The organism is Agrobacterium sp. fls2-241-TYG-188a (assembly GCF_030209845.1).
The window spans coordinates 382,934-407,230 of the sequence record NZ_JARVRD010000001.1 but is presented as its reverse complement, the minus strand read 5'-3'; the positions used below and the strand labels follow the sequence as shown (position 1 = coordinate 407,230).

The following is a 24,297-nucleotide window of genomic DNA, read 5'->3' as shown; positions in this document are numbered from 1 at the left end:
GGCTACGCAGTGGCCTTGGCAATCGCTGCGGCAAGGTCGTCCTTGTTGTAGGGCTTAATCAACGAAACTGCACCTGGCTGTGCATGCGAGCGGATTGCGTGACCGGTCGCGAAAATGATCTTGAGATCGGGCTTGATGCCCGCCAGTTGACCCGCAAGATCCTCGCCACTCACATCCGGCAGACCGATGTCCATAACCAGAATATCCAGATCGCCATCTGCCGCCTGCCGCAAAGCCTCAGCGCCGGTTTCCGCCTCCATAACTTCATGGCCGAGTTCAATGAGCAATTCGGCCGTATTTGCTCGAATGAGCGGATCATCCTCCACGAGCAGAATGCGTTTGCTTACGGTGGCCTCAACGGCCGGAACCGTTTGCGCACGTTTCGGGATAGAGCGGTCCTTTGCCTCAATACGCTGTGCCCGATTTGCCAGCACGTGCCGGATTTTCTTGGCCAACGCCTCACGCGTATAGGGCTTGGACAAAAGCTCCACGCCGGGATCCAGCCGCCCGTCATGTACAATGGAGTTTTCCGTGTAGCCGGACGTATAGAGCACCGCGATATCAGGCAGACGCTCTTTTGCACGGCGGGCAAGCTCGGGGCTTTTCATCGTTCCCGGCATGACGACATCCGTAAACAGCAGGTCGATGGGCACACCGGCCTCAATCACAACCAGTGCCGCATCGGCATTCGGTGCCTTGACAACCCGATATCCGAGATCGGTCAAGGTTTCGACAACGGTGCCGCGAACCTCATCGTCATCTTCGGCAACAAGAATAGTCTCGTTCCCGCCAATAACAGGGCCCGAAAGGTTGACGGTCTCACGGTCTTCAGACGCGTTTGCCCTTGGCAGATACATTCGCACGGTCGTGCCGTGATCAACTTCCGAGTAGATTTTGACATGGCCGCCGGATTGCTTGACGAAGCCGAACACCATGGAAAGGCCAAGGCCAGTTCCCTTCCCTTCCGGCTTGGTCGAGAAGAAGGGTTCGAAAACCTGATCGAGCATTTCGGGTGAAATGCCTGAACCGGTGTCGGTTACCGATATCATCACATATTGGCCGGTGCTGACATCCTCGTGCTTTTCCGCATATTGGTCGTCCAGATATGCGTTGCCCACTTCGATCGTCAGCTTCCCCTGCCCGCTCATGGCGTCACGGGCGTTGATTGCCAGATTGAGTATGGCATTCTCGACCTGCGTAGGGTCGGCGAGACAGTTCCACAGACCACCGCCAATGATCGTTTCAATCTCGACGGCTTCCCCGATAGATCGGCGCAACATGTCATCCATGTCCCGCAGGAACCTGCCAACATTGATCACCTTCGGATCGAGCGGTTGCCGCCGTCCGAAAGCGAGCAATTGACTTGCAAGCTTGGCGCCGCGACTGACGCCCGCCATGGCATTGGTAACCCTGCGCTCGGCGCGCTCGTTTCCGGCGACATCCTTCTGCAACAATTGCAAATTGCCTGCGACAACCTGCAGAAGGTTATTGAAGTCATGCGCAACGCCGCCCGTCAACTTGCCAATCGTTTCAAGTTTCTGGCTTTGCTTCAACCGCTCTTCGGATTTGCGCAGCTCTTCGGTCCGCCGCGCAACCTGCTCCTCGAGATTATCGGTCAGCTGGCGCAGATCGTTTTCGGCGCGACGCCTTTCCACCGAGTTGCGAATGCGTCCGGCCATATCCTTCAGGAACGTCAGTTCCTCTGCGCTCCATTCCGTGGTGTTGGGATTGTTCACGAACAACACCGCAACCAGCCCGTTTCTTTCCCGCAGCGGAACGCTCACGCTCGACCTAGCGGAAATCGCGTCGAAATTCTCCTGTTGATCACGGGTTCGCCCGTCAAGACGAGCATCCGTAATGACAACGACTTCCCCGCGCTTCAAACCTTCAATGAGCTGTCCATAATCACGAAGCTTATGCAGAGGGGACAAGGGGGGCATCCCTTCAACGGTCCAATCGTGACTGATATGGACCGTCTCAGTCTTCTCGTCGATTGTCCCATAGCCAGCGCGGCCGACTTTCATCGTCGTGACCACGGCCTCCAATCCGGCCTTGATGATTGCATCCGGGTCGTGCAGCCGTGCCGCTACTTCGTCAAATGCCACAATGGCACTGCGGCTCAACTCGGCAGATTTCAGCTCGTGGACGTCGGTACAGGTACCGTACCAGCGCGTAATCTTGCCATCGGCATTCGTGATCGGCTTGGCGCGCCCGATCACCCAGCGATATTGCCCTGAGTGATGCCGCAACCTGTATTCGATATGATAAGGCTTGCCCGTTTCAAGAGACTCGCGCCAGACAGCCCAAGCCCGGTCCCTGTCCTCGGGATGAAACAGGTCGTTCCAGCCCGCACCATCGGTCGAGCCCCGCTCGACTCCGGTAAAATCATACCATCGCGTGTTATAAAAATCGTGGAAGCCGTCCGGGCGCGTGGACCAGACCATCTGGTCGATGGAATTTGTCAGCGCACGAAGCCCGTTTTCGCTCTCCCACAGCTTCTGCTCTATCTCGTGACGCTCGTCGATATCGATGACGGAGCCGATATAGCCAAGAAAATTGCCATCTGGCGAAAAACGCGGCTCGGCTGCATCGATTGCCCAGCGATAGACACCGTCCCGACGCCGTAGGCGGTACTCGAGCCTGAAACTCTCCTGCTTCGCCAGGGCCTCTAGAAAAGCCTCCGTCGCCCGCGCCTTGTCGTCGGGGTGCGTAGCGTCAAGCCAACCATAACCTTCAGCCTGCTCGGGAGTCTGTCCCGTATATTGATACCAGCGGCTGTTCAGGTAGGTGCAGTAACCACTCTCGTTCACCACCCACATCATCACTGGAGCGTGGTCCGCCATGTTGCGGAAGCGCGCCTCGCTTTCGGTTAGCCGTTGTTCCGCACGGGTGCGCTCGGTCGTTTCGCTGACGATGCAAAGCACGCCGGCGATTTGTCCCGTGTCATCGGGAACGGCCGAATAGGCTATGTCGAAAGTAACGGTTTCCGGCTCGCCATGGCGCTCGATGTAGAAGGGTCTGTCCTTGATATAGACGGGCTCGCCCTTGTTCCTCACCTGATCGAGCAGGGGTTCGAGGTCGTCCCAAAGCTCCGCCCAATATTCGCAGGCACGACTGCCGAAGGCGGCGGGATGTTTCAGGCCGATTGTGGGTGCATAGGCTTCATTATAGATGGCCAGATATTCCGGGCCCCAGAATAGAATGACCTGATGGGGAGAAGCAGCAACCGTACCGAACATGGTCTTGAGCGTTGCAGGCCACGCGTCATATGCCCCTACAGGCTTGGCAGCCAGATCATCCAGAATAGTCTTGATCCACTGCGTCTGGGTGCCAGCCGAAACATTCATTCTCATTCATCCCGATATATTCGCGATCCTGCCTACAATCGATTGGCATAACAGTAAAGCAATGGCTTATAAAACTAGCGTGTTGCCGGTGCCCCGCGCGAGAAAGGCCTCCACCGGCCCTATCGTATTTAACGCCCCACCATAGACCGCAGCCGGTTGCGGCCAGCACATGTGTTCTTTGCAATCTCGATGAAATCCAGAATGACTTTCGACGTTTCATTGGCCTGCCAGCCAATGATCAGTTCGACCTCATCAGGTATTTCATCCAGAGGACGGTAAACCAGATGGGGGCTGAGATTGTGGGCGAGCCACGATGGCGCGATTGCAATGCCCACGCCCGCTGCAACCAGTGTGGCGATGGCGAGCGTGTGGGACACTTCCTGGACGATCATCGGATAGATCGCTGCACGACGGAACGCGTCCATGATGGCATGGTGATAGCTCGCACCGATTGTCGGCGCGTAGGTTATGATCGGCTCCCCGGCAAAATCACGAACGCCAATGTCATCCCGCTCGGCCAGGCGGTGGTGCTTGGGCAAAACAGCGACGAAACCTTCCTTCAACAGGTGATCGGTCTTCAGGAATCCCGCAGGGTTGGTCGGGCGAATGAAGGCGACCTGGACCTTGCCACTCTGGAGCATCTCCAACTGGCTCGCCGTTCCCAACAGCTGCACGTCCACCTGGATATTGGGATACTTCCTGTGAAACTCGGCGATCACCTCCGGCAGGATGTGCGACAACGCAACATGAACCCCGCTGACGTAAATCTTTCCACCATCGTCTCCGGAAATGGAACGGGTGTGCGTGACGGCCCGGTCGATGCCACCTAGAATTTCCATCGCATGTCTCAGGAATATTTCACCAGCCGGAGTCAGCTTCACGCTTCGTGTCGTGCGCAGGAACAAGCGTGTGCCAATACGTTCCTCAAGCTGACGGATCTGCTGGCTGAGCGGAGCCTGTGCCATGCCCAGCTTGTCAGCCGCGCGGCTGAAATGCAGCTCCTCTGCGACGCAGGCGAAATAGTGAAGGTGACGAAACTCTATGCCGTATTTCATACGCTACACATATCAATCCCATGGTTATTTTGTAATAGATAATAATCTATTCCCATGGTTATCTCTTAAAAAAATATAGAAATAACGGGAATAGCTGAACCATCGGTTCCAGAAAACGGAGCACCATGACACGATTCTGGTCGCTAAAAATCTTGCGCACAGTTCTGACGCTGTGGTTTGTCATTACGTTCACATTCGTCGTGTTGAGAACGTCGGGAGATCCGGTTGTGGCCCTTGTGGGGGCCGACGCGACACCCCAGGAAATCGAGCAGTTCCGCGCGCTCTGGCGTCTGGACGATAGTCTGTGGGTACAGTATCTGCGCTATATCGGCCAGATGGCGACAGGCCAGTTCGGTATTTCCTATCGCGATGGCCGTGAAGTCATCGATATCATCGCCGAGCGCGTGCCGTGGACCATCATGCTCGGCCTCGTTGCCTATGCGGGCGCCATCGTCATCGGCATTCCCGCAGGCATCTTTGCCGCCATCAAGCGCGGTTCGCCCTTCGACAACCTCATCATGGCAACTGCCGTCTTTGGCTTTGCCATTCCGAACTTCTTCCTCGGCATTCTGCTCATCCTGCTGTTTTCCTTAGGTCTTCAGTTGCTTCCGAGTTCGGGCACGGGCACGATATGGCATTTCATCATGCCCGCCCTGACGCTCGCGACCTTTACCGCAGGGACCCTGGCGCGCTTCACCCGGTCTGCCATGCTGGAGGTGCTGGACAAGCTCTATATTCGTGCGGCAGCCGCAAAAGGCGTGAGTTACTGGAAGCGAATTGTTTTCCATGCGCTGCCCAATGCCGGAATTCCGATCGTTACCATCATAGGTCTCAATCTGGGTGAGCTCATCGGCGGTGCGATTGTCGTCGAAACGGTGTTTGCCTGGCCGGGCGTCGGACGGCTGCTGGTCACCGCCGTCTCGTCGCGGGATCTTGCGGTGGTGCAGGCTCTGGTGCTCGTCATGGCCATGACAATGGTTATCGCCAATCTGATCGTGGACCTGCTTTACGGTCTGCTAGATCCGCGCATTCGCGTCTCGAATTAGGATTGCAACGATGAAGCGCCGCTCTCCCATTCTCATCTTTGCCATCATTGTGCTCGCTCTGGCAGTCTTCGTCGCCATCGTCGGCAACATCTTTACGCCGCATGGTGTGACGCAGCAGAACCTTCTGGCGCGCCTGAAGCCCCCGGCGTTTCTCACCGGCGGCAACCCGAATTTTCCGCTGGGCACCGACCGCATTGGTCGTGACATGGTTGCCCGTCTTATCGCGGCCCTGCAGATGTCGTTGACGGTGGCTCTGGCGGGCACAATCATAGGCGCTGTTTTCGGTTCGCTGATCGGCTTTATCGCAGCGCATTTCCGTGGCTTTGTCGATGAAGCACTGATGATGCTGGTGGATTTCCAGGCTTCGCTGCCCTTCATTCTCATTACGCTTACGCTGCTGGCCTTCTTCGGCAACAGCCTCGTTCTCTTCATTCTGCTGATGGGTCTGTTCGGCTGGGAAAAATATGCCCGCCTGTCCCGCGGCGTGGTGCTTTCAGCCATCAACCAACCCTACGCCAAGGCCATTGTTGCTTTGGGTGCAGGCAACGGACGCCTTTACCTGAAACATGTGCTTCCCAACGTCGCAAGCGCACTCATCGTTCAGGTCACCTTGACCTTTCCGCAGATCATACTGCTGGAAACATCGCTGAGCTTCCTGGGCCTTGGCATTCAGGCACCGCAGACCAGCCTTGGCCAGATCCTTGGTGACGGACGCGATTATCTTTCGACAGCGTGGTGGATATCGGTCGTGCCCGGCACGGTCATTTTCCTCGTGACACTTTCCATGAGCATCGTTGGCGACTGGCTGCGTGACCGGCTGGATCCGATGCTGCAGGGCCGTAACGCATAAACAGAACAAGACCAGGAGAGGTAAGAACAAATGTTTACCAGACGTGAAGTTGGAAGTCTTATTCTTGCAGCAGGCGCAGCCAGTCTGGCCGCACGCGTGCCCATTGCTCACGCCCAGCAGCGGCCAACCTTGAACATCGCCGTCGATAATCTCTGGGCCACGATGGCGCCGATCAACGGCATATCCACCACCTCACGCCGGATTTTTCCGAACTTCTACGATACGCTTGTCGAACGCGATTACATAAATGACGAGAACGGCCTGATTTTTGCGCCCAAGCTGGCGACGAAATGGGAGCAAAACGGAAACGTCTGGACTTTCACCCTGCGTGAAGGCGTGAAATTCCACGATGGCAGTGAAATGACCGCAGAGGATGCCGTCTTTTCGCTTTCGGCAGAACGCCTTTGGGGAGAAAAACCCTTTGAGCCACGTGGCAAGACATTTGCGGCGGGCTTCAAGCGCGTCGAAGCCACAGGCAAATACACATTCGAGCTGGAGACGGTCAATCCGGACCCCAATATTCCCAGCAAGCTGACTGGCTATATCGGCTTTGTCGTTCCGAAAAAATATTATCTCAACGTTGGTGTGGATGCCTTCGGACAGAAGCCCATCGGTACGGGTCCTTACAGGGTCACGACGTTCCGCTCCGGTGAGGTGATGGTTCTTGACGCCTTTGACGACTACTGGGCTGGCCCGCCACCGGCACAGAAGATCAACTGGAAGATCGTTCCAGAATTCGCAGCGCGCATGGCGGGGCTTGTCTCGAAGGAGTTCGATTTCATCGTCAATATTCCGACCGATCAGGAGGCCACACTTGAGGGCTATGACGGCGTGACGCTGAAGCGTGTTCTCGCGGACAATTATCCGGCGGTTGCCTTCAACACACGCGCAGACCCTGTCGACAACCCTCTTGTCGATCCGAACCTTCGCTATGCCATGGTCCAGGCCATCGATATGAACGCCATCGTCCAGGCGCTGTTCAACGGCACGACCGAACACCCCGCTGTCCCGTTCAACTTCAAGGAATACGGCAAGTTCTACGATCCGAACCTGCCGGTGAAGCTGCCCTATGATGTGGAAGCCGCAAAGGCTCTCGTGGCGAAGACGAAATACAAGGGCGAAACCCTCATCTGGCACATCACTCGCCAGTTCTATCCCAACTACGAAGCCGCCGCAGAGATCATGATCGAGCAGTGGCGCGAAATCGGCGTGAATGTTCAGGCACAGGTTCTGGACAATTTCGAACTTGTCTATCGCCGCCCATACCACATGATGAACATGTCCATGAGCTCGGATTTCATTCCCGGCGACCCCTATCAGCCTCTCTGGCTCGATTGGGGCCCAACCGCCTCCAGGTCTACTGCAACGTGGAAGACGTGGGATCCGACGCCCGAATTCCTTGAACTCGGCAAGAAATTCGAAGCCGCCACAGACTTCGAAGAACGCAAGAAGGCTTACCTCGCATTGTCGGATGAATGGCAACGCGTCACGCCCGGCTATTACATGTGGAAGAGCGTCTATAACTGCGCCCATCGGCAAGGCATCGAATTCCGGCTGAAGCCGAACGGTGAAATGCGCATCTATGGTGACTACTTCAAGCTCGTCTGATGAGCGGTTCGGTGCGTGGGAGACGCAAATGGCGTCTCCCGGAATTCACAAGGCGGGATACCAATGACTGACATGCGGCTGTCCATCTCTCATCTCAGCGTTCCCTTGCCGCAGGGCGCCGATCGCGGCTTTGCCGTCGAGGATCTGTCGCTCTCGATCGGCAAGGGAGAGATCCTGTGCATCGTTGGCGAATCCGGCTCCGGCAAGTCCTTGACGGCGCTGGCGACGATGGGTCTTTTGCCGCGCAACCTCGGCGCGCCACGCGGCGAGGTGATGTTCGAAAACAAGAACCTGCTGACAATCGACGATGCGACGAGACGCGGCATCACAGGCCGCAGCATCGCCATGATCTTTCAGGAGCCGACGGCTGCGCTCAATCCCATTTTCCGGATTGGCGAACAGGTCTCCGAAGCCTTCAAAGTCCACACGTCCCTGTCGCAGGCGCAGATCAAGGAACGTGTCATCAAGCTGTTTCAGGAAGTCCACCTCCCAAATCCCGAAGAGATCTTCCATTCCTACCCCCACCAACTGTCGGGTGGACAATGCCAGCGCGTCATGATCGCCACAGCTCTTGCGCTTGATCCGGCGGTCCTGATTGCTGACGAACCAACCACCGCACTGGATGTCACGACGCAGGCGCAGATCCTCAAGCTCATGCTTGAACTGCGCGAACGGCACGGCACCGGCATCATCTTCATCACCCATGATTTCGGCGTTGTCGCAGAAATTGCCGACCGCGTCGCGGTCATGCAGAAAGGCAGGCTGGTCGAAATCGGCACAAAGGACGAGGTGCTCAACCACCCCCGTGAAGATTATACGAAACGCTTGCTGGCAGCGGTACCGACACTGACGCCCAGAAAGGAGCGGGATGGCCTTGGGGCACCGGTTCTGATTGCGAAAAACATCATCAAGACGTTTTCGCTCAAAGGCGTATTCGGAACTGGCCGAACGGTGAAAGCCGTCGATAATGTCGACCTCACCATCCGCAGAGGTGAAACGCTGGGTCTTGTCGGCGAGTCCGGCTCGGGGAAATCGACGCTGGCGCAATGCGTCATCCGCCTCGTGCAGCCGGAAAGCGGCGATATCTTCATCTCCGATGGGAATTTTGCCGGCCTTCGTGGCAAAGCGTTGAGGGAGGCCCGCCGCAAGGTTCAGATTGTCTTTCAGGACCCCTATACGGCTCTCGACCCGCGTCAGCGTATAGGCGACGCAATCGCGGAAGGACCTATTGTCCACGGCCTCAACTCGAAAGAAGCCATGGCCCGTGCGCTCGATCTGCTTGAGGCTTGCGGACTGGACCGTGCCTCTGCCACGCGGTTTCCCCACGAATTTTCTGGCGGCCAAAGGCAGCGCATCTGCATCGCGCGGGCGCTTGCGGTCGAACCGGAACTGCTGATTGCCGATGAATCCGTTTCCGCACTGGATGTCTCGGTGCAGGCACAGGTGCTCGAGCTTTTGGCAAGGATGCAGGAGCGGCTGGGCTTCGGCATCCTGTTTATTACCCACGACCTGCGCGTCGCAAGCCAGATATGCGACAATATCGCGGTCATGCGTCGAGGACGCATCGTTGAGCGCGGCGATCCGGCGACCCTCTTCGGTGCCCCCAAACACGATTACACCAAGGAATTGCTGGCCGCCGTCCCGGGCAAGGGATGGCAGCATAGGCCCGTCCAGGACGCACCGACATTCTCAAAGGAAATCCCATGAAGAAATATCATATTGGCGCTCTGCCTGCGCAGATCGATCCTGAACTGCGGGCGAGATTTGAACGCGTCGAAGTCGCCACAATAGGGCATTTCCGTCATCGCGGCTTCGTCCGCCATTCCATCTCACCCGTTGTCGACATCAAGCAGACCCTGGTCGGGACCGCCGTGACGCTGGCCATTCCGGCCACGGACTCGACCCTTCTGCATCATGCCGTTTCCTTCATCCGTCCCGGCGACTTTCTATTCGTAGACCGGCTAGGCGATGATCGGCATGCCTGTATCGGTGGTGGCGTTGCCTTCGCGATCAAAACAGCAGGCGCAGTCGGCGTCGTCATCGATGGCCCGTGCACGGATGTGGAAGAAATAGTCGAGCTTGGGATGCCCCTGTGGGCGCGCGGCGTTTCCGCCATAACGACCCGCCTGAATGATCTGGGCGGTTCGCTCAACCTGCCCATTTCCTGCGGAAACGTGCCCGTCATGCCGGGCGATATCGTTGTCGCAGATGCAAGCGGCATTCTCGTCATTCCCACAGATGAAGCTCTCGACGTTCTGGTTGAGGCCGAGGCTCGGCAGGCGCGGGCGGGCCGCCATAAGGGCAAGATCGAAGCAGGTGAAAAGCTTGGCGATCTCTCGGGCGCAAGCAGAATGGTGGCCTCAGCCATGGAGGCGAGCTGATGGAAAACCCGCAGTTTGACCACCTTCGCGTCGAACGCAGCGTCACCCGCAAGGTGGCAGGCGTCAGTTCACGCGGTGTCGTTACGTCGCAGCATTATGTGGCCGCAGAAGCAGGTGCCGCCGTGCTGCGGGCCAGTGGCAATGCTGTCGATGCGGCAGTAACAGCGGCCTTCACCTTGCAAACCGTCGAACCGTGGATGACAAGCCTTGCAGCCTGCGGCTACATGCTGATTGCGCAGCCCGATGGCACGGTCGAAACGATCGAGTTTACCGGTCGTGTCCCGTCTTCCTTCGATATTGACTTCTATAGGCCAGATCCAGGCATCAAGACGTTCATCGGCCATCCGGCGTCCGTTGAAAACAGAAATGTCGATGGCTTTACCGCGGCAGTCGTTCCCGGCTGTGTTCGCGGCTTTGCCCAGGCATTGAAACGGCACGGAACAATCGGCTTCGCAGACGCATTGGCCCCGGCCATTGCGCGGGCGAAACAAGGCCTGATGGTGGACTGGCACACCACGCTCGCCATCGCCATCGCCGCCTCCGGTCTTGCTGACGATGAAGGCGCCCGCACCGTGTTTCTGCCCGGCGGCCATCCACCAGAGCCAGGCAGCGTGCTGCCGACACCAGCACTTTTCGACACGCTTCAGACGCTGGCGGCTGAGGGACCTGACGCGCTGTATGGCGGCTCCATCGGTCAGCGCCTCATTTCCGATTTGCAGGCTGGCGGCAGTTTCATGACGCTGGACGATCTTGCCGATTACGAAGCCTTGATCTACCCGGCGCGCAGCATGGCCTTGCAGGACAAGATCGTCCATGTGCCGGGAGAGACCAGCGCCGGACAGCGTTTGTTCGATGCGCTTTCGTTTTTCGATGAAAAGCGAGGTCCAGGGCCCGTCGATGGCGATTTCTTCGCCACCATGTCGCAGGCACTGTGGGAGTCTTTCGGCGCGCATCGCCGCAGGCTCAACCCCGCAGAAACCACCAACAAGACCAGCACCACTCAGGTCAATGCCGTGGATGGCGAGGGCCGAATGGTGGCGATCACCTTCACCCTGCTCAACCGCTTCGGTGCGCGGGCCTTGTCACCTTCGACAGGCATTCTCTTGAACAACGGCATGTCGTGGTTCGATCCTACACCTGGGCGGGCGAACTCGCTTGTGCCGAAAGCCTATGCTCCAAGCAATATGTGCCCCGTCATCCTGACGGATAAGAACGGCACTTTTGCCGCTTACGGTGCAGCCGGAGGCAACCAGATTGTCCCGGCGCTGACGCAGCTGACGGGCATGATCGTCCACGCCGGAATGGATGTGGAAGACGCGATGAACACGCCACGCATGACGACAGGTCCCCACAACGACATCATCGTCAATGTGGACATGCCTGCGGACCATGTGGAGGCGCTGGAGCGCATCGGCAGAATCAGACCCGCAGCACAAACGGTTTTCCCCAGACCCTTCGCCGCGCCGGGCATGATCGGCCGCCGCAACGGCGAATTCGTCGGGATGCCAGACACCACCTACCCCGCCGCCTTCGCAGCCACGGCATAGCAGGAACCGCCAATGACAGACCATTTTGCAGAGCCCCTCGACATCGAGGGCGTGCTATCGATCATTCCAGCGAGTGCGCCAGGCATCCCGATGGTCTTCGACTCGCCACATAGCGGGCTGGCAATCCCTGATGATTTCGAGCGCGTGGTATCGGATGACATGGTCCTTCAAGCTTCCGACACATATGTCGATGACCTCTTCAGTTTCGCTCCGTCAATCGGCGCCCCGCTGTTGACCGCGCAATTTCCCCGCAGTTTTCTGGATCTCAACCGGTCCCTTGAAGATGTCGATCTGGATCTCGTCGAAGGGCTGTGGCCACATCCGGTTCGCGACAGTGCGTCTGCCAGACGCGGCATGGGTCTGGTCTGGCGTTACGCGTGGGGAGACCAACCCATGTACGGGCGCAAACTGACCGTAAAGGAACTTGAGCACCGTATCGACACCTACTGGCGTCCCTACCACCGTGAGCTCGTACGACTGCTGGACAGCACCCATGAGCGGTTCGGGAAGGTCTACCACGTCAATTGCCATTCCATGCCCGCTATCGGCCACGCGCTATCCCCGGATCCGGCAGGAACCATTCGCAAGGACATGGTGATTGGTGATTACGATGGGGCAAGCGCCGAGCCGGAATTCGTGGGAATGGTCTGTGAAACGCTCAAGAGCTTCGGCTATTCTGTCTCTCTCAACGTGCCATTTCGCGGCGCCGAACTCGTCTCCGCCTATAGCGCCCCGGAAAAGAACCGCCACAGCATCCAGATTGAGATTAACCGAAAACTCTATATGGATGAAACCACCCGCCAGAAAACCTCAGGCTACTCCGAACTGAAGGCAAATCTCGCAAGGCTTGGCGAGGCTTGCAGGGACTTTGTGCAGAGCGTCAAGACTTGAGGAGTTTGCCCTCTCCCATCTTGATATTTCTGCCCCTCGCCTCGCGCAAACTCTTTCCAGAGTTGGGGTATCAATGCGACGCTTGAGGTTACCCCAGGTTCCTAGCGGCGACCGCGCGCCAATCGTGTATCGTCATTATGGCCACCTCTTGATGGCCCCGCCCAATCATATGGAGGCGACGTTTGCCATTGTGTCGCCCATGCGGTCGGCGAGGAAGTGTTTGGCGCGATTGACGCGGCTTTTAACGGTGCCAACAGAGATACGGCATTTGCTGGCCGCTGCGTCGTAGGCCTGACCGTCTTCTACGACAAGATGGAATACTTCTCTATAGATGACCGGCATTGCCGCCACCGCTCTGTCGTATTCTTTTTTTCTCATAGCCCATTCCTGCGGAGATTCCGCTGCCGGCATCAGAAATTCGAGATTTTCCGTTCCCACTGTGATGCGCTTGGCCTTCTGATAGGCCGTGTGGTGTGCATTGCGCATGATCGTGAACAGCCAGGATTTAAGGTTTGTACCCGGCGTGAAGGAGGGAAGAGCTTTCAGGGCCTTGAGAAGCGTATCCTGAACAAGGTCATCGGCATCTGTCGTGCTTCGGTGAAACCGGGACGCAAATCTGCGGAGCGCGGGGATGAGAGCGACCAGTTCCTGCTGAATGCTGAATTCTGCTGCCATGCTTAATCTCCTCCTTAGGTAGAGGTAGATGAAGTCTTCGGCGCCAGCATCGTTCCGACTGGAAGGCAGTGGGTACGTTAACGTACGCTCTATAAGTTACACTTGAAAAATGGGAAAAGCTGAGGAAAAGACTGCTGGAGCCTTGGCATTTCAGGGCACCAAAATAGCAACTTTGGCAAATTCATACGTGTAGCAGGTGAAAGTGAGAGTGAGTTTCATTCATCAAATCGCACCGTTTCTCTGAAGGGAATTGTTCGAATGATTTCGCCAGCCTCATTCGTTAGTTCGAACACCTCGCCATCAATCACTTCACCCCGGATCATTCTCTCTGCCAGTATTTCACGGGCTGCGCACAGAGCTTCGTTGCATGCATCTTCCAGCGTTTCAAACTCGGCACCTTCCGGGTCTCTCTGCAATTCTGAGTGCCTTCGGACGTGAAAATAATATCTCATTGCGATTCTCCCCTGTTGGACCCGAACCTTTGGCGTCCAGTAAAGTTTCATCGGAGTGAAATTCGTGACATATAAGGGAAGCGTTTTATTTGGTCCAAAACGCTTTCGCCCGCATCGCCTTTGGACCGAAGAAAAGGGCACCGCGTGACTTGGACAAATAACGGTCTGTTGAGAACTCTTCCCGAGAAGGACGCCGCGCTGGTAAGGTCGCGCGCCGAGCTCGTGACACTCGATCAGGACCAGACCCTGTTTGAGAGCAAAAAGCCGATCACCAACGTCTATTTTTTCGAGAGCGGCTTGTCGTCTGAGGTCGTTTTCGCAACGAAATCAATCGAAGTTGGCTGCATTGGCCACGAGGGCTGTTCCGGCGTACCGGTGCTGCTGGGGGTCGATTCGAGCCCTCACAAGGCGTTCATGCAGGCTGGCGGAACCGCTTTGCGCATCGCATCAGCAGACCTCACGGAGTTGATAGACACCAATCGTGCGATCAGGGAGTTGCTGCTGCGTTATGCACATGTGTTCATGATACAGATCGCCGCCACGGCCTTGGCAGATGGTCGCTACGATATCGAACAACGCCTCGCGCGATGGCTTCTCATGTGCCAGGACCGTTTGGGTGACGAGCTTCCGCTGACGCACGACTTTTTGTCGGTCATGCTCGGGGTCAGGCGGCCCAGCGTCACAGACGCGCTGCACAAGCTTGAGGGCAACAGGGCAATTCGCGCTGAACGTGCACTTATCACCGTCCGAGACCGTGCCGCGCTCGAAGAAAAGGCCGGCGACTCCTACGGCATTCCAGAGGCCGAATACCGTCGACTGATCTCTCATCGGGAAAACGCTCACTAACGCTGGCCCCTCAGTAACCGGTCATTTCGAGGTACCCGACACCGGATGTGCTGCCATCAATGGTGATCGGCCCTTCCCAATATGGCGTGGAGGTCGTCATCCACGCCTGTTCGTTTAGCGCACGTAGCTTGATGTCCAGACCCTTGCCAACAATTTTGATGCGCCACTCAACCGGAACGTCACGTTCATTGACCCGCGCGGTGCGAATGGGCTCCAGCACCACATCGGCGGATGAAAGCGGGGTCGTTTTACCATCTGCGGAGATCCAGTTCGCAGAAATATAGCCACCCGCGGAATCCCGCAGTCGAAAGGCCATCACCTTTTCGCCTGATGCCAGATGGAGCGAGAACCAGTCCCAGCCGGTCTGGTTGGAGGCAAGCGGCTGGGACGACCATTCCCGATCGAGCCAGGCGTTTCCGGTCACCTTGACCAGGGAGCCGTCCAGCATAACGGATCCGTTCACCTCATAAAATGGCTGGGAATAATAATAGCTCGCCTGCCCCGCCAGAGATTTGACGGAGTAACCCTTGTCTCCCTGCAAGACCAGGGGACCGCGAGCGTCGAGGTTTAGCTTGTATTCGAAATCTTTGCCTGCCGCGCGCAACTCCACATGGTCAAGCTCGTCGGTTCCGGCGGAGGAGGTTTTCATGGACCAGTCATCGATCCACGCTTCAAAAGGCGCAGGGTTGACGCCTGCTTGGTCAACGCCGCCACGGGCCAATCGCTCTGCGACATGATGTTTTTCAGCAGTCGTTACGGCAGCATGGCCGATCCATATCTGCTTGCTCGCCCAGCCCTTCTTGTCTTCCGGGGCAAGAGCCGAGCGAAACAGCGTCCATTGCGCGCCAAGCTTTCGTCCATCCGCCGTTTCCAGATTGGCCGTGATGTACCACCATTCTATCCGGAAATCCGGGTGCGCGCCGTGATCGCTCGGAAAGGCAAGCTGTTTTCCGGGCTCAGGCACGGTGAAGCCTTCAGCCGTAGACCCAAGCCCGGCAAAACCCTGGGCCTGAGACCTGATGGGCATGAATGACAGCGCCAGAACCACGATGGCGAGGCTCGCTATGGCAAGTTGCTTAACGTTCATTGGCAAATACCCTTACCAGATCGGCGGGCTTGCTGTTCGCTAGCCGAAGCACCGGAAGCAACACGGATAAGATCGCGGCGATAAGGGCGATAGCACCAAGCTTTGCCCACTCTAGAGGGAAGACCATGACTGGCAAGCGCCAGCCGAAGGCTTCCACATTCACGATAACCAGCAACACCCAGGCCAGTGCAAGACCCACCGGGATGGCTGCGAGGAATGTCACGAACCAAAGTGCCACAGTCTTGAATACCTCCATCATCGCCAGATCGCGGCGGCGAACACCCATTGCCCAAACCGGCGCAAGCTGCGCGATCCGTATGCCGGACAGGGTCAGCAGACTGGCAAACATGGCAAAGGCGGCAACGGCCAGAGTGAGCACGTTGAGCGCGCCGGTTACAACGAACGTCTGCTCGAAAATTGCTCTGGATTGCTGCTTGAGCGCAGATTGGTCGATAATATTGGCTCTTGGCAGGCCAAACTCGCTTGTCAGTTGACCCGCCAGTGCCGGGGCCTGCGCAGGGTCTATGCGGACGCCATAGCGCAATATGGGTACATCCGGAAAATGGGTCTTCATCGGCTCTGCGCCGATCATCAACTGGCCCTCGGGATTTCCATAATCCGAATAGATGCCGACAATCTTGACCGTCCAGCTACCCGGCAGGGTGAGATCCTGCCCGATCTTCACGCCGTTTCGACGCCAGAATTGTTCGTTGACAAGCGCCCCACGTCCTTGTGAAACGGCATCCCACGCATCCGGCGTCGATTGAAGAAGCGGCCAGTGTTCGCGATAAGTGGGATGATCTGCAACGCCCGAAAGCTGGACATCCGAACCGAGAACCTTTGCTGACATGCTCATGCTCGGCAACATCGCGTCTGCGCGCGGTTTCAACCATTCAGCCAGCCGCACCGCCTCGGTCTCGTCGCGCGCAGTCACATAGAGTTCGGAGACCAGACGCTGATCCAGCCATCCAAGGAATGTGTAGCGAAAACTGGAGACCATGGTTCCGACGCCAATATTGGCCGAGAGGGCAAGCAGCAGCGCCATCAATGCCAGTGATAGGCCTGGAAGCTGCATGCGCGTATCTGCCCAGAACCAGAATGTCAGGGCTCGGCTGGATAGACGCTGCGCAAGTGTAAGCCCTACCGAAAGGAGCACCGGCAGGATAAGGGCTGAACCCAGAAGCAGCGCAGCAAGCACCGCAAAGCCTGCCACCAGACCGGACCCCGCTATGGCAAGACCGAGCGCCAGCACCAGAAGAAATGCGCCGATGCCTGCCTGTACCCTCAAGCCTTTGCCCGATGCTCGCATCCATGCGCGTGGTTGGGATGAGGCGAGGATGGGCATTTTGCGAACACGCCACAGGCTTTGAATCGCCGAAAGCAAGGTTCCGGCAACGGCCATGCCAAGACCCGCCAGCCACCATTCCGGGCGCAAGGCAAGGCCGCCGGAAATGCTCGCGCCATAGAGCCCTCGCAGCGTTGCTGCAACACCGGGCAAAAGCAGGGAGGCCATGAAATAACCGATCACGATGCCCAGCAACCCCGACAGCACGCCAAGTGCGAGGATCTCGATAAGAAGCATTGATGTCAAAGCCCGAAGGGATAGGCCGAGACTTCTCACCGTGCGGAACGTCGCCCTGCGCTGCTCATAGGATAGTCCGGTGGCGGAATAAACGATAAAGAGACCAACGACGAAGGCGAGAAAACCGAATGCAGTCAGGTTAAGATGAAAACTGTCGGTAAGGCGGGCCAGATCCGGCTGCTCACCCGCCGCCTTTATTCTGAGGTCCGGAGCAATCCTCTCAAGCGCTGGAGGATCGACACGCTGATCGGGTGCCACGACAAGTCTCGTCAGCGCCCCGCCCCGCTTCAAAAGCCGGTCGGCCACGGCGATATCGGTAAATGCGGCATCATCAGGAATGACATCGGATACGCGCAGGCGAAGGTTCTTCTCTCCCTCAAGTCGTTTTGCCGTAGCGGGTGAAACGACCAGGACATCCATGCCGCCGATGAAGTCTGCAAGATCTGACGAACCGGAGATCGACACCACCCGCCCCTCGGGCGGCATTGTCAGGGGATCAATTCCAATCAGCCGCAGCCGCTGTCCTCCCAACCGGTAGTCGCCTTCAATCACGGGGGAGACGTTCCAGCCTGCGCGTCGCAGCGCGGCATAGGTTTTCAAGGCAATGGTGTCGGCGTCCTTGGCCACCAGTTGCTCAAGTCCGCTCTGCTCCAATAGGGCTGCAGACCGCGCGTAGCTTCCCCTTGCTTCCGCATTGATGGCCTGAACGCCGGACCACAAGGCCGTCGCCAGAGCTATCCCGAGCACCAGTGTTGCAAGCTGTATTGGCCGATGGCGCCAGTGCGAGAGCAAAACGAAAAAAGCGGCCACGTTCATGTGGCAATTCTTCCCTGCCGCAACAGGACTTTTCGGTCCAGCTTCGCCGCCAGTCGTTCGGAATGGGTCACAAGAAGCAGCGAGCAACCGGCGCCCCTGCTCAGCGTCAGCATAAGGTCCAGCACCGCGTCACCCGTCGCTTCATCCAGATTTCCGGTTGGTTCATCCGCCAGGATCATGCCGGGCCGCGCGGCAAGCGTGCGCGCAATAGCAACGCGCTGCTGCTGACCGCCAGACAGTTGCTCGGGATATCGCTTTGAAAGAGCGGAGAGGCCCAGCTTCTCCATCAGTTCGGCCTGCCATTTGGCATCATGCCTGTCGGCCAGTTTTGCGTGGAAAGAGATGTTCGCGGCCACATCGAGGGAAGGCACCAGATTGAACTGCTGAAACACAAGCCCAACCTCCTTGCGCCGATACTGCGCCAAATCACCCTCATCCAGGCGCGATATGTCACGGCCATTGGCCATGACCTTGCCGCTATCTGCCGCATCCAGCCCAGCGGCAAGGTGCAAAAGAGTACTCTTGCCGCTGCCGGATTCCCCCGTCAGCGCCACGCTCTCTCCGGCGATGACCATAAGGTCGATCCCCCTTAGCACTTCAACCGGGCCTTCCGGCGTCGTGTAGGATTTGGTGACATTTTCGATGGATAGCTGCATGGAATCGGCGTCGCATTTCGGCTTTGCAAAGCTTATGCCCGGAGCACATAAATATCCATTGCTCCGGCCCGCCAAGATTGCGTTTAAAAAATTTGGGGGCGTCATCCGCCCCCTGTCGTCCCTATTTCACTTCCGTGTCGTCAACGACATCGGTTTCCGGCCTGTCGCCGCCGTGAACGTGTTGGGATTGCCAATGGCCGTCAGCCAGCTGGAAGGAAATATCCACTTCCTCACCCCCGATCTGTTGCCTGCGCGCCGCATCCTTGGCGGCTTCAAGAGCTGAATCGTGATCGGGAAATGTCTCTGACCATACATCTCCAAGCCGGTAGGCATATCCGCCGTCGTGCTCGCCTACATGATAAGTAACTGCCATCGTCAACTCCTTTTGAACAGGCTTAAAACGCCGCCGACTGGCAGATGTTCCGGCCATATGTCAGTCTCAAGCTGGTAGCCAATGAACCGAGTGGACGAAACGGCGTTAAGACCTGCAGGAGGAGAACGAATATGAAGCAGATCCTTATCGTCATCTCCCTGTTGATAGCCTCAACCACGAATGGGTTCGCAATGGATAGTCTGGCAGAATTGAAGTGGAACAAGCGGATACTGGTGCTTTTCGCCGAGGACGGAAGTTCCCGGTTGAACCAACAGGTCGACCTTCTGAAAAACCGCACCCCTGAAATGGACGACCGGGACATGCTGTTGCTGCAAGTCAGCAAAACGGACGTCAAATCGGTCTATGGGAAGGCACCCCGGCTTGATGCCGCAGCGCTCCGCGCTGAAGCCGGCATAGCCGGATCGGACTTCACGGCCGTTCTCATCGGGAAGGACGGAGGCGAAAAGCTAAGGAGCGATGACGTTTTGAAAGAGAAAGATATATTCGATCTCATCGACAGTATGCCTATGCGCCGGGCGGGCCAGAAATAATTGCGAGCCAGAATTCTACCGTCCGTGAAGAGGTTGCTTAGAAGTTGAAGACATCCGAACCGCTCATTGTCACGGCACAGATACTGGAGCAGGATCTCCAGCCATTCGATACGCTGCGGAAACAGTATTTCCCGGCAGACAAAAATTTTCTGCGAGCCCACGTTACCCTGTTCCATAGGCTTCCCGGCGAATACATAGGCGAGGTGCAGCACCGCCTTACTCAGGTCGCTTCAGAACATTCGGCGATCAGGGCCGAGATCGTCGGTCTGCGCCACCTTGGGGCTGGCGTCGCCTTCACGATATCCAGTGACCAACTGCAGCAGGTTCACGCCAGCCTGAAGCTTTTGTTTCGACCATGGCTTGGCGGGCAAGATATGCAGAAGTGGCAGCCCCACATCACGGTGCAGAACAAGGTCGCGAAACCGGCTGCGGACGCGCTTTACAAGGACCTTGATCAATCCTTCCAGAAAAGCTCCCTATGTGTAACGGGTCTCGACCTCTGGCGTTACCTTGGCGGACCATGGCAGCATTGCCTGTCCGTTCCCTTCACGACATCGCCCTAACGAGAACTCTTTAACGGCAACCTAGCCCGATTATCCGACTGACACATTGGAATTCTGCGTGGCTGCGGTGTCCCGTGGCGCACCTTGTCCATCATCCTGCGCGGGGGCTTCATCGACGACACCGTCGTTTAGAAACAGACGCTGCGTAGACAATCACAAAATCGATTTTTATTGGCCCCCAAAAGACGAAAAGCCTGCCGCGGGAGGAGGTGCGGCAGGCTTTCGAAATATTGAACAGCGACTGGGAGGAGGAGTGTCACTGTTCCAACAGACGTCCCTTGGGAGGAGGATAGGTTCGTCTGATTGCGAAGTGATGCGGGAGGAGTGCATCGCTTTCGATGACCCAAAGATACCATTTTTCGCTGCTCGTTAAATAGCCAAATCCACAGCCCTGCCATGCAAAAACGATGGCAGTCGCCCATCACCCATGCCTCGTCCCTTGGGGGATGATTGGACCGTCAGTCGACTTCGGGGTCGTATTCTCTGGGTGTGTCGTCCTTGCTAAACAGAACACATGGCCCCCGGGATCCGCGAGGATCATATGAATATCCCTTTAGCGCCAAGGCCTGTGTAATGTCGCGAATGCCTGCGAGATGGTAGAGATGATCGTGCAGCTCCACGAATATCCTCTCGACACCAACAAGCTCAGCGTTTTGCAAAAGATCGTGCTCTGCCCCTTCGATATCCATGACCAAGGCATTGATTCGATGACGATTGATGAATTCGTCGATATTCTCCGAGGGAATTTCGATACGCTTTTCGTACGGCCCCTGGTTTTCATCCATGGAAGACATCCACAGATCCTTGCGAACATAAAATGGATGCAGATGTGGTCCGTGTGCTGTCAGCAGCCCTTGGGAAAAGACGACATTGTCAGCACAATTTGCCTTGATGACCCGGGTCGCAAGAGCGGCTGTGCCGGGGTTGGCTTCGAACGCCCAGACGGACACATCCTTGATGCCGGCAATGATGGAAGTGATGATTCCGATGCCGGAGCCCAGTTCCAGAACTCGGTCGCCCGGCTTGATCGCCTTGAGAATGCTGCGGGCTTCCTTGGCTTCGTAACTGCCATCCTCAAGCGCCTTCCAGATCACCGGAGAGACTTCCTCGCGCGCCAAATCGAGCCGGACACCGTGCACGTCAAGCCGTTCCATTCACATTTCCCTTAAAAACTGTCTCAAAGTGATCATGATAGTCTTTCGACCGCGCGCTTGAAGACGTCAAGCTTCTCGGCCGGAGCGGGTCGCCCGATCAGATAGCCCTGCATCTGATCGCATCCGAGCCGGGTCAGACAATCGAACTGCTCCTGGGTCTCGATACCCTCGGCAATCGTCGTCATTCTCAGGCTTCTGGCCATGCCGACGACGAATTCGACGATAGCCATAGCATCCGTATCGGTCGCCACATCACGAAGGAAAGACTGGTCGATCTTGATCTTGTCAAACGGCACGCCGCGGAGATTTCCAAGCGACGAATAGCCGGTGCCGAAGTCGTCCATGGCGATCTTGATGCCGACATCCTTCAGTTTTGCCAATGTCTCCAGCGTCTGCTCGCTTCTGTTGAGCAAGACCGACTCGGTAATTTCAAGCTCCAGCCTGTGCGCATCCAGACCGCTTTTCTCCAAGGCATTGACGACATTCTGGATAAGCGTCGTGCTGTGGAACTGGACGGGCGACAGATTGATCGCAACCTTGAGATCTCCCTTCCACGACTTTGCCTCCTGACAGGCCGTATCCATCGCCCATTTTCCAAGCGAATGGATGAGACCGGTTCGCTCGGCAACGGGTATGAAATCGGAGGGTGGTACGCGACCACGCACGGGGTGGGTCCATCGCAAAAGCGCCTCGAAACCGCATATTTCGCGCGTTTTCGTCAGCATCTGCGGCTGATAGTAGACTTCCATTTCGTTGTTCTGCAGTGCGAGCTGAAGGTCGGCTTCGAATGACCGCTTCTCGGTCAGTTGCTGCTGCATATGGACCTTGAAGACGCTCGCGCTCCCCGGCCCCATCCGTTTGGCCTCATAAAGCGCCAGATCCGCCCTCTTGAACAACTCGTCAGCATTGGTCGCATCGTCCGACACGACGACGCCGACGCAGGTACCGATCTTGATCTCGAGCTCACCCAAATTGTAGGGCTGGCTGATTTCATCGATGAGGGCGTCGGCAAGCACGACGGCATCTTCCTCACTCATGCCGCTCGATATGACCGCGAATTCATCACCACCGAGGCGGCAGATCATGTCGCTCTTCGCCCGCGAGGACGACAAGCGTATACCGACAGCCTGAAGCAGCGCATCTCCAACATCGTGCCCAAGCGTATCGTTGATATCCTTGAAGCCATCCAGGTCCAGCAGGAGGATCGTTGCAGTGCGAGCATCTTTGACGCCCAGACGCTCGTCCAGCTCCTTGCGGAAGAAGGCGCGGTTGGGCAATTCCGTCAACGCGTCGTGATAGGCATCGTGCTCAAGCCGAACGTTGTTGGCTTGCAATTCCAGCGTTGCCGCCTGCAATTCCTCGGTCAGCCCGCGCATGTCTTTCTGCGCGCGATCAAGAAGATTGTTGTGGCGGTTCAGCAGCAGAATAAGGGCGACACCGCAAACAATCAGACCGCCCGCAAGGCCGGTAAAGATGAGATGGAGATTTCGCACCTCCGTATGGACGGAATCGATGAGATCGACGTCATAGGCAACGGAGGATGACGCGAATGTCGTCAGCGGCCCGTCCAGCTCGCTCATTTTTGGCAGAAGCGCTTTTACCTGTGGCGGCTGCAACTGTTCCAGATTTTTATCCAGATCCAGCAGGATCGCATTCAGGGTCGTGACGAGATCCTGCCATTCTGCGCGCGAGGCGATGAATGCTCCGAGTTTGCCCTGCTTGAGAAGCTCCAGTCGCCCAAGCATGATGTCCATTCGCAGGCGAAGGGTGTCGTGGGTGACGCGCTCCGGATCCACAACGAAGCCATAAAGACTGTTCTGGAGACGCAGATATTCGGAAACGGTCTGACTGACGGCCCACGAATCATTGTATCGGGCAAATTTCTGCAACGCAGTTTGCCGCTCGGCGATGACGTAGGCGATGTAGCCTGTAGCCAACACGAAGCAGCAGATAATGACCGCCAATACCTTGCGCAATCGGCACCTTTACTCGACTATAAGCTTCGCAACCTGCCAGGCGGAGCGCGTATAGTAAATCTGCGTTTGAAGTTCCGGCGTGCTGTCATAGGGGTAAATGACGAAGAGGGGTCCCTTCTCACGAACTTCCATGTAATTCCCATCCCGTTTCATGGCCAGAACAACGTTGAATTTTTCAAAGTCTGCCATCGGTATAGCTATTGCATAATCATTCAGTGCGACGGCTTTTACAGTCTCGCCCTTGGCCCCTACCGTCTCCATTAATTTTTTGAGCAGCACGCCCTCGAAAACCGTTCGGCCATCATACCATGGATTCGTTGTCTGAACGGTCGTAATCCCGAGCGCCTCGAGCATGTCTCGATCAAATCTTGCGACGCCGTCCGCATTGGTGTTTGAAATTTGCCCCGAGATCGTCAATATGGTCTTCCCGACCGGCTGCGGCAAAGAGCCGGCCTGTGCGGATGAAATCCATGTGATCGCCAAGACGGCGCTTAGAAATGACCGCACAAAACACATCGTTTTTGTCCTTCGATAGACCCCATGGCTCACCATTGGCCGAGCTAATCAATTTCTAAAATCTTATATCAGAATTCGATACAATATTCTTACATAGATTTTTTCTAATATTTCGAGGCTCTGGCTTCTCGCAACGCATCGTCCCGCCCTAGCCTCAGAATGACCATTGCGTGAATTCACGTTACCGCATGTTTTTGACGGAGGTTAGGAAAAACAGCAAGATGTTTTGAGAATGGTTTAAGAATATAAAACACTTAGCCACCGGGCGTGGCAATAACCTCGCCCGGTGCTATCCTCGGTTTGGAAAATCCCTCCAAAGCAAATG

General features: G+C 56.8%; 21 protein-coding genes. 10 read left to right on the top strand and 11 right to left on the bottom strand.

Going from position 1 to position 24,297, the window contains the following annotated elements; genetic code table 11:
* Positions 1-2: 2 nt before the first annotated feature.
* Together QRN85_RS01710 and QRN85_RS01705 are read right to left on the bottom strand one after the other, a co-directional pair.
* Entirely contained in the window at positions 3-3,347 is a 3,345-nt protein-coding gene (locus QRN85_RS01710) for a PAS domain S-box protein (RefSeq protein WP_284757023.1), read from the bottom strand.
* Between the two features lie 128 nt (positions 3,348-3,475).
* Positions 3,476-4,402 carry a LysR substrate-binding domain-containing protein gene (locus QRN85_RS01705; protein ID WP_062588299.1) on the bottom strand — a complete coding sequence of 309 codons (927 nt, stop codon included), beginning with the start codon at positions 4,400-4,402 and terminating at the stop codon, positions 3,476-3,478.
* A 125-nt stretch (positions 4,403-4,527) separates the two neighbouring features.
* Between QRN85_RS01705 and QRN85_RS01700 the strand changes: the two genes are divergently transcribed.
* The 7 genes from QRN85_RS01700 to QRN85_RS01670 all read left to right on the top strand — a co-directional run bounded on the left by QRN85_RS01700 (position 4,528) and on the right by QRN85_RS01670 (position 12,725).
* Complete coding sequence (locus QRN85_RS01700) at positions 4,528-5,448, top strand: ABC transporter permease (protein WP_284757021.1); 921 nt, start codon at positions 4,528-4,530, stop codon at positions 5,446-5,448.
* Between the two features lie 10 nt (positions 5,449-5,458).
* Positions 5,459-6,298: an ABC transporter permease gene (locus QRN85_RS01695; RefSeq protein ID WP_062588303.1), complete on the top strand. Its 840-nt coding sequence runs from the start codon at positions 5,459-5,461 to the stop codon at positions 6,296-6,298.
* A 30-nt stretch (positions 6,299-6,328) separates the two neighbouring features.
* Entirely contained in the window at positions 6,329-7,906 is a 1,578-nt protein-coding gene (locus tag QRN85_RS01690) for an ABC transporter substrate-binding protein (RefSeq protein ID WP_284757016.1), read from the top strand.
* Between the two features lie 63 nt (positions 7,907-7,969).
* The gene (locus QRN85_RS01685) at positions 7,970-9,613 is read left to right on the top strand and encodes an ABC transporter ATP-binding protein (RefSeq protein ID WP_284757015.1); all 1,644 of its coding nucleotides are present in this window, start codon (positions 7,970-7,972) and stop codon (positions 9,611-9,613) included.
* The gene (locus QRN85_RS01680; protein WP_284757013.1) at positions 9,610-10,287 is read left to right on the top strand and encodes an RraA family protein; all 678 of its coding nucleotides are present in this window, start codon (positions 9,610-9,612) and stop codon (positions 10,285-10,287) included. The genes QRN85_RS01685 and QRN85_RS01680 overlap by 4 nt, the downstream gene beginning before the upstream one ends.
* Positions 10,287-11,834, top strand: coding sequence for a gamma-glutamyltransferase (locus QRN85_RS01675; protein WP_284757012.1), 1,548 nt, complete (start codon positions 10,287-10,289; stop codon positions 11,832-11,834). The genes QRN85_RS01680 and QRN85_RS01675 overlap by 1 nt, the downstream gene beginning before the upstream one ends.
* A gap of 12 nt (positions 11,835-11,846) precedes the next feature.
* Entirely contained in the window at positions 11,847-12,725 is an 879-nt protein-coding gene (locus tag QRN85_RS01670) for an N-formylglutamate amidohydrolase (RefSeq protein WP_284757010.1), read from the top strand.
* Between the two features lie 165 nt (positions 12,726-12,890).
* On the opposite strand, the gene QRN85_RS01665 is transcribed toward QRN85_RS01670, so the two are convergent.
* The gene (locus QRN85_RS01665) at positions 12,891-13,400 is read right to left on the bottom strand and encodes a sigma-70 family RNA polymerase sigma factor (protein ID WP_062588314.1); all 510 of its coding nucleotides are present in this window, start codon (positions 13,398-13,400) and stop codon (positions 12,891-12,893) included.
* A 215-nt stretch (positions 13,401-13,615) separates the two neighbouring features.
* Positions 13,616-13,852, bottom strand: coding sequence for a DUF6894 family protein (locus tag QRN85_RS01660; RefSeq protein ID WP_062588316.1), 237 nt, complete (start codon positions 13,850-13,852; stop codon positions 13,616-13,618).
* A 144-nt stretch (positions 13,853-13,996) separates the two neighbouring features.
* Here QRN85_RS01660 and QRN85_RS01655 point away from each other — a divergent pair, with 144 nt between their 5' ends.
* Complete coding sequence (locus QRN85_RS01655; protein ID WP_284757008.1) at positions 13,997-14,698, top strand: Crp/Fnr family transcriptional regulator; 702 nt, start codon at positions 13,997-13,999, stop codon at positions 14,696-14,698.
* Positions 14,699-14,708: 10 nt separating this feature from the next.
* Here QRN85_RS01655 and QRN85_RS01650 read toward each other — a convergent pair whose 3' ends face one another.
* The 4 genes from QRN85_RS01650 to QRN85_RS01635 form a co-directional block, all read right to left on the bottom strand.
* Positions 14,709-15,785, bottom strand: coding sequence for a lipocalin-like domain-containing protein (locus tag QRN85_RS01650; protein WP_284757007.1), 1,077 nt, complete (start codon positions 15,783-15,785; stop codon positions 14,709-14,711).
* Positions 15,775-18,183, bottom strand: a complete 2,409-nt coding sequence (locus QRN85_RS01645; protein WP_284757006.1) for an FtsX-like permease family protein — start codon at positions 18,181-18,183, stop codon at positions 15,775-15,777. Before QRN85_RS01645 ends, QRN85_RS01650 begins: the two co-directional genes overlap by 11 nt.
* Positions 18,180-18,839 carry an ABC transporter ATP-binding protein gene (locus QRN85_RS01640; protein WP_284757005.1) on the bottom strand — a complete coding sequence of 220 codons (660 nt, stop codon included), beginning with the start codon at positions 18,837-18,839 and terminating at the stop codon, positions 18,180-18,182. Before QRN85_RS01640 ends, QRN85_RS01645 begins: the two co-directional genes overlap by 4 nt.
* A 121-nt stretch (positions 18,840-18,960) precedes the next feature.
* On the bottom strand, positions 18,961-19,212 hold the full coding sequence (locus QRN85_RS01635; protein WP_284757004.1) for a hypothetical protein: 252 nt from the start codon (positions 19,210-19,212) through the stop codon (positions 18,961-18,963).
* 131 nt (positions 19,213-19,343) lie between these two features.
* Between QRN85_RS01635 and QRN85_RS01630 the strand changes: the two genes are divergently transcribed.
* On the top strand, positions 19,344-19,763 hold the full coding sequence (locus QRN85_RS01630) for a DUF4174 domain-containing protein (RefSeq protein ID WP_284757003.1): 420 nt from the start codon (positions 19,344-19,346) through the stop codon (positions 19,761-19,763).
* A gap of 44 nt (positions 19,764-19,807) precedes the next feature.
* On the top strand, positions 19,808-20,326 hold the full coding sequence (locus QRN85_RS01625) for a 2'-5' RNA ligase family protein (protein WP_284757002.1): 519 nt from the start codon (positions 19,808-19,810) through the stop codon (positions 20,324-20,326).
* Positions 20,327-20,784: 458 nt separating this feature from the next.
* Here the strand turns inward: QRN85_RS01625 and QRN85_RS01620 are convergent, their stop codons facing one another.
* From QRN85_RS01620 to QRN85_RS01610, 3 genes are read right to left on the bottom strand one after another with little or no spacing between them, the layout of a single operon-like run.
* Complete coding sequence (locus QRN85_RS01620; protein WP_284757001.1) at positions 20,785-21,480, bottom strand: FkbM family methyltransferase; 696 nt, start codon at positions 21,478-21,480, stop codon at positions 20,785-20,787.
* A gap of 32 nt (positions 21,481-21,512) precedes the next feature.
* Positions 21,513-23,456 carry a putative bifunctional diguanylate cyclase/phosphodiesterase gene (locus tag QRN85_RS01615; protein ID WP_284757000.1) on the bottom strand — a complete coding sequence of 648 codons (1,944 nt, stop codon included), beginning with the start codon at positions 23,454-23,456 and terminating at the stop codon, positions 21,513-21,515.
* A gap of 9 nt (positions 23,457-23,465) precedes the next feature.
* Positions 23,466-23,972 carry a putative pterin-binding protein gene (locus QRN85_RS01610; protein WP_113218605.1) on the bottom strand — a complete coding sequence of 169 codons (507 nt, stop codon included), beginning with the start codon at positions 23,970-23,972 and terminating at the stop codon, positions 23,466-23,468.
* Between the last annotated feature and the right edge of the window lie 325 nt (positions 23,973-24,297).

Bases quoted from the DNA above. Each gene is read 5' to 3' on its own strand.
- QRN85_RS01710 (WP_284757023.1), bottom strand. From the start codon at position 3,347: ATGAATGTTTCGGCTGGCACCCAGACGCAGTGGATCAAGACTATTCTG.
- QRN85_RS01705 (WP_062588299.1), bottom strand. From the start codon at position 4,402: ATGAAATACGGCATAGAGTTTCGTCACCTTCACTATTTCGCCTGCGTC.
- QRN85_RS01700 (WP_284757021.1), top strand. From the start codon at position 4,528: ATGACACGATTCTGGTCGCTAAAAATCTTGCGCACAGTTCTGACGCTG.
- QRN85_RS01695 (WP_062588303.1), top strand. From the start codon at position 5,459: ATGAAGCGCCGCTCTCCCATTCTCATCTTTGCCATCATTGTGCTCGCT.
- QRN85_RS01690 (WP_284757016.1), top strand. From the start codon at position 6,329: ATGTTTACCAGACGTGAAGTTGGAAGTCTTATTCTTGCAGCAGGCGCA.
- QRN85_RS01685 (WP_284757015.1), top strand. From the start codon at position 7,970: ATGACTGACATGCGGCTGTCCATCTCTCATCTCAGCGTTCCCTTGCCG.
- QRN85_RS01680 (WP_284757013.1), top strand. From the start codon at position 9,610: ATGAAGAAATATCATATTGGCGCTCTGCCTGCGCAGATCGATCCTGAA.
- QRN85_RS01675 (WP_284757012.1), top strand. From the start codon at position 10,287: ATGGAAAACCCGCAGTTTGACCACCTTCGCGTCGAACGCAGCGTCACC.
- QRN85_RS01670 (WP_284757010.1), top strand. From the start codon at position 11,847: ATGACAGACCATTTTGCAGAGCCCCTCGACATCGAGGGCGTGCTATCG.
- QRN85_RS01665 (WP_062588314.1), bottom strand. From the start codon at position 13,400: ATGGCAGCAGAATTCAGCATTCAGCAGGAACTGGTCGCTCTCATCCCC.
- QRN85_RS01660 (WP_062588316.1), bottom strand. From the start codon at position 13,852: ATGAGATATTATTTTCACGTCCGAAGGCACTCAGAATTGCAGAGAGAC.
- QRN85_RS01650 (WP_284757007.1), bottom strand. From the start codon at position 15,785: ATGAACGTTAAGCAACTTGCCATAGCGAGCCTCGCCATCGTGGTTCTG.
- QRN85_RS01645 (WP_284757006.1), bottom strand. From the start codon at position 18,183: ATGAACGTGGCCGCTTTTTTCGTTTTGCTCTCGCACTGGCGCCATCGG.
- QRN85_RS01640 (WP_284757005.1), bottom strand. From the start codon at position 18,839: ATGCAGCTATCCATCGAAAATGTCACCAAATCCTACACGACGCCGGAA.
- QRN85_RS01635 (WP_284757004.1), bottom strand. From the start codon at position 19,212: ATGGCAGTTACTTATCATGTAGGCGAGCACGACGGCGGATATGCCTAC.
- QRN85_RS01630 (WP_284757003.1), top strand. From the start codon at position 19,344: ATGAAGCAGATCCTTATCGTCATCTCCCTGTTGATAGCCTCAACCACG.
- QRN85_RS01620 (WP_284757001.1), bottom strand. From the start codon at position 21,480: ATGGAACGGCTTGACGTGCACGGTGTCCGGCTCGATTTGGCGCGCGAG.
- QRN85_RS01610 (WP_113218605.1), bottom strand. From the start codon at position 23,972: ATGTGTTTTGTGCGGTCATTTCTAAGCGCCGTCTTGGCGATCACATGG.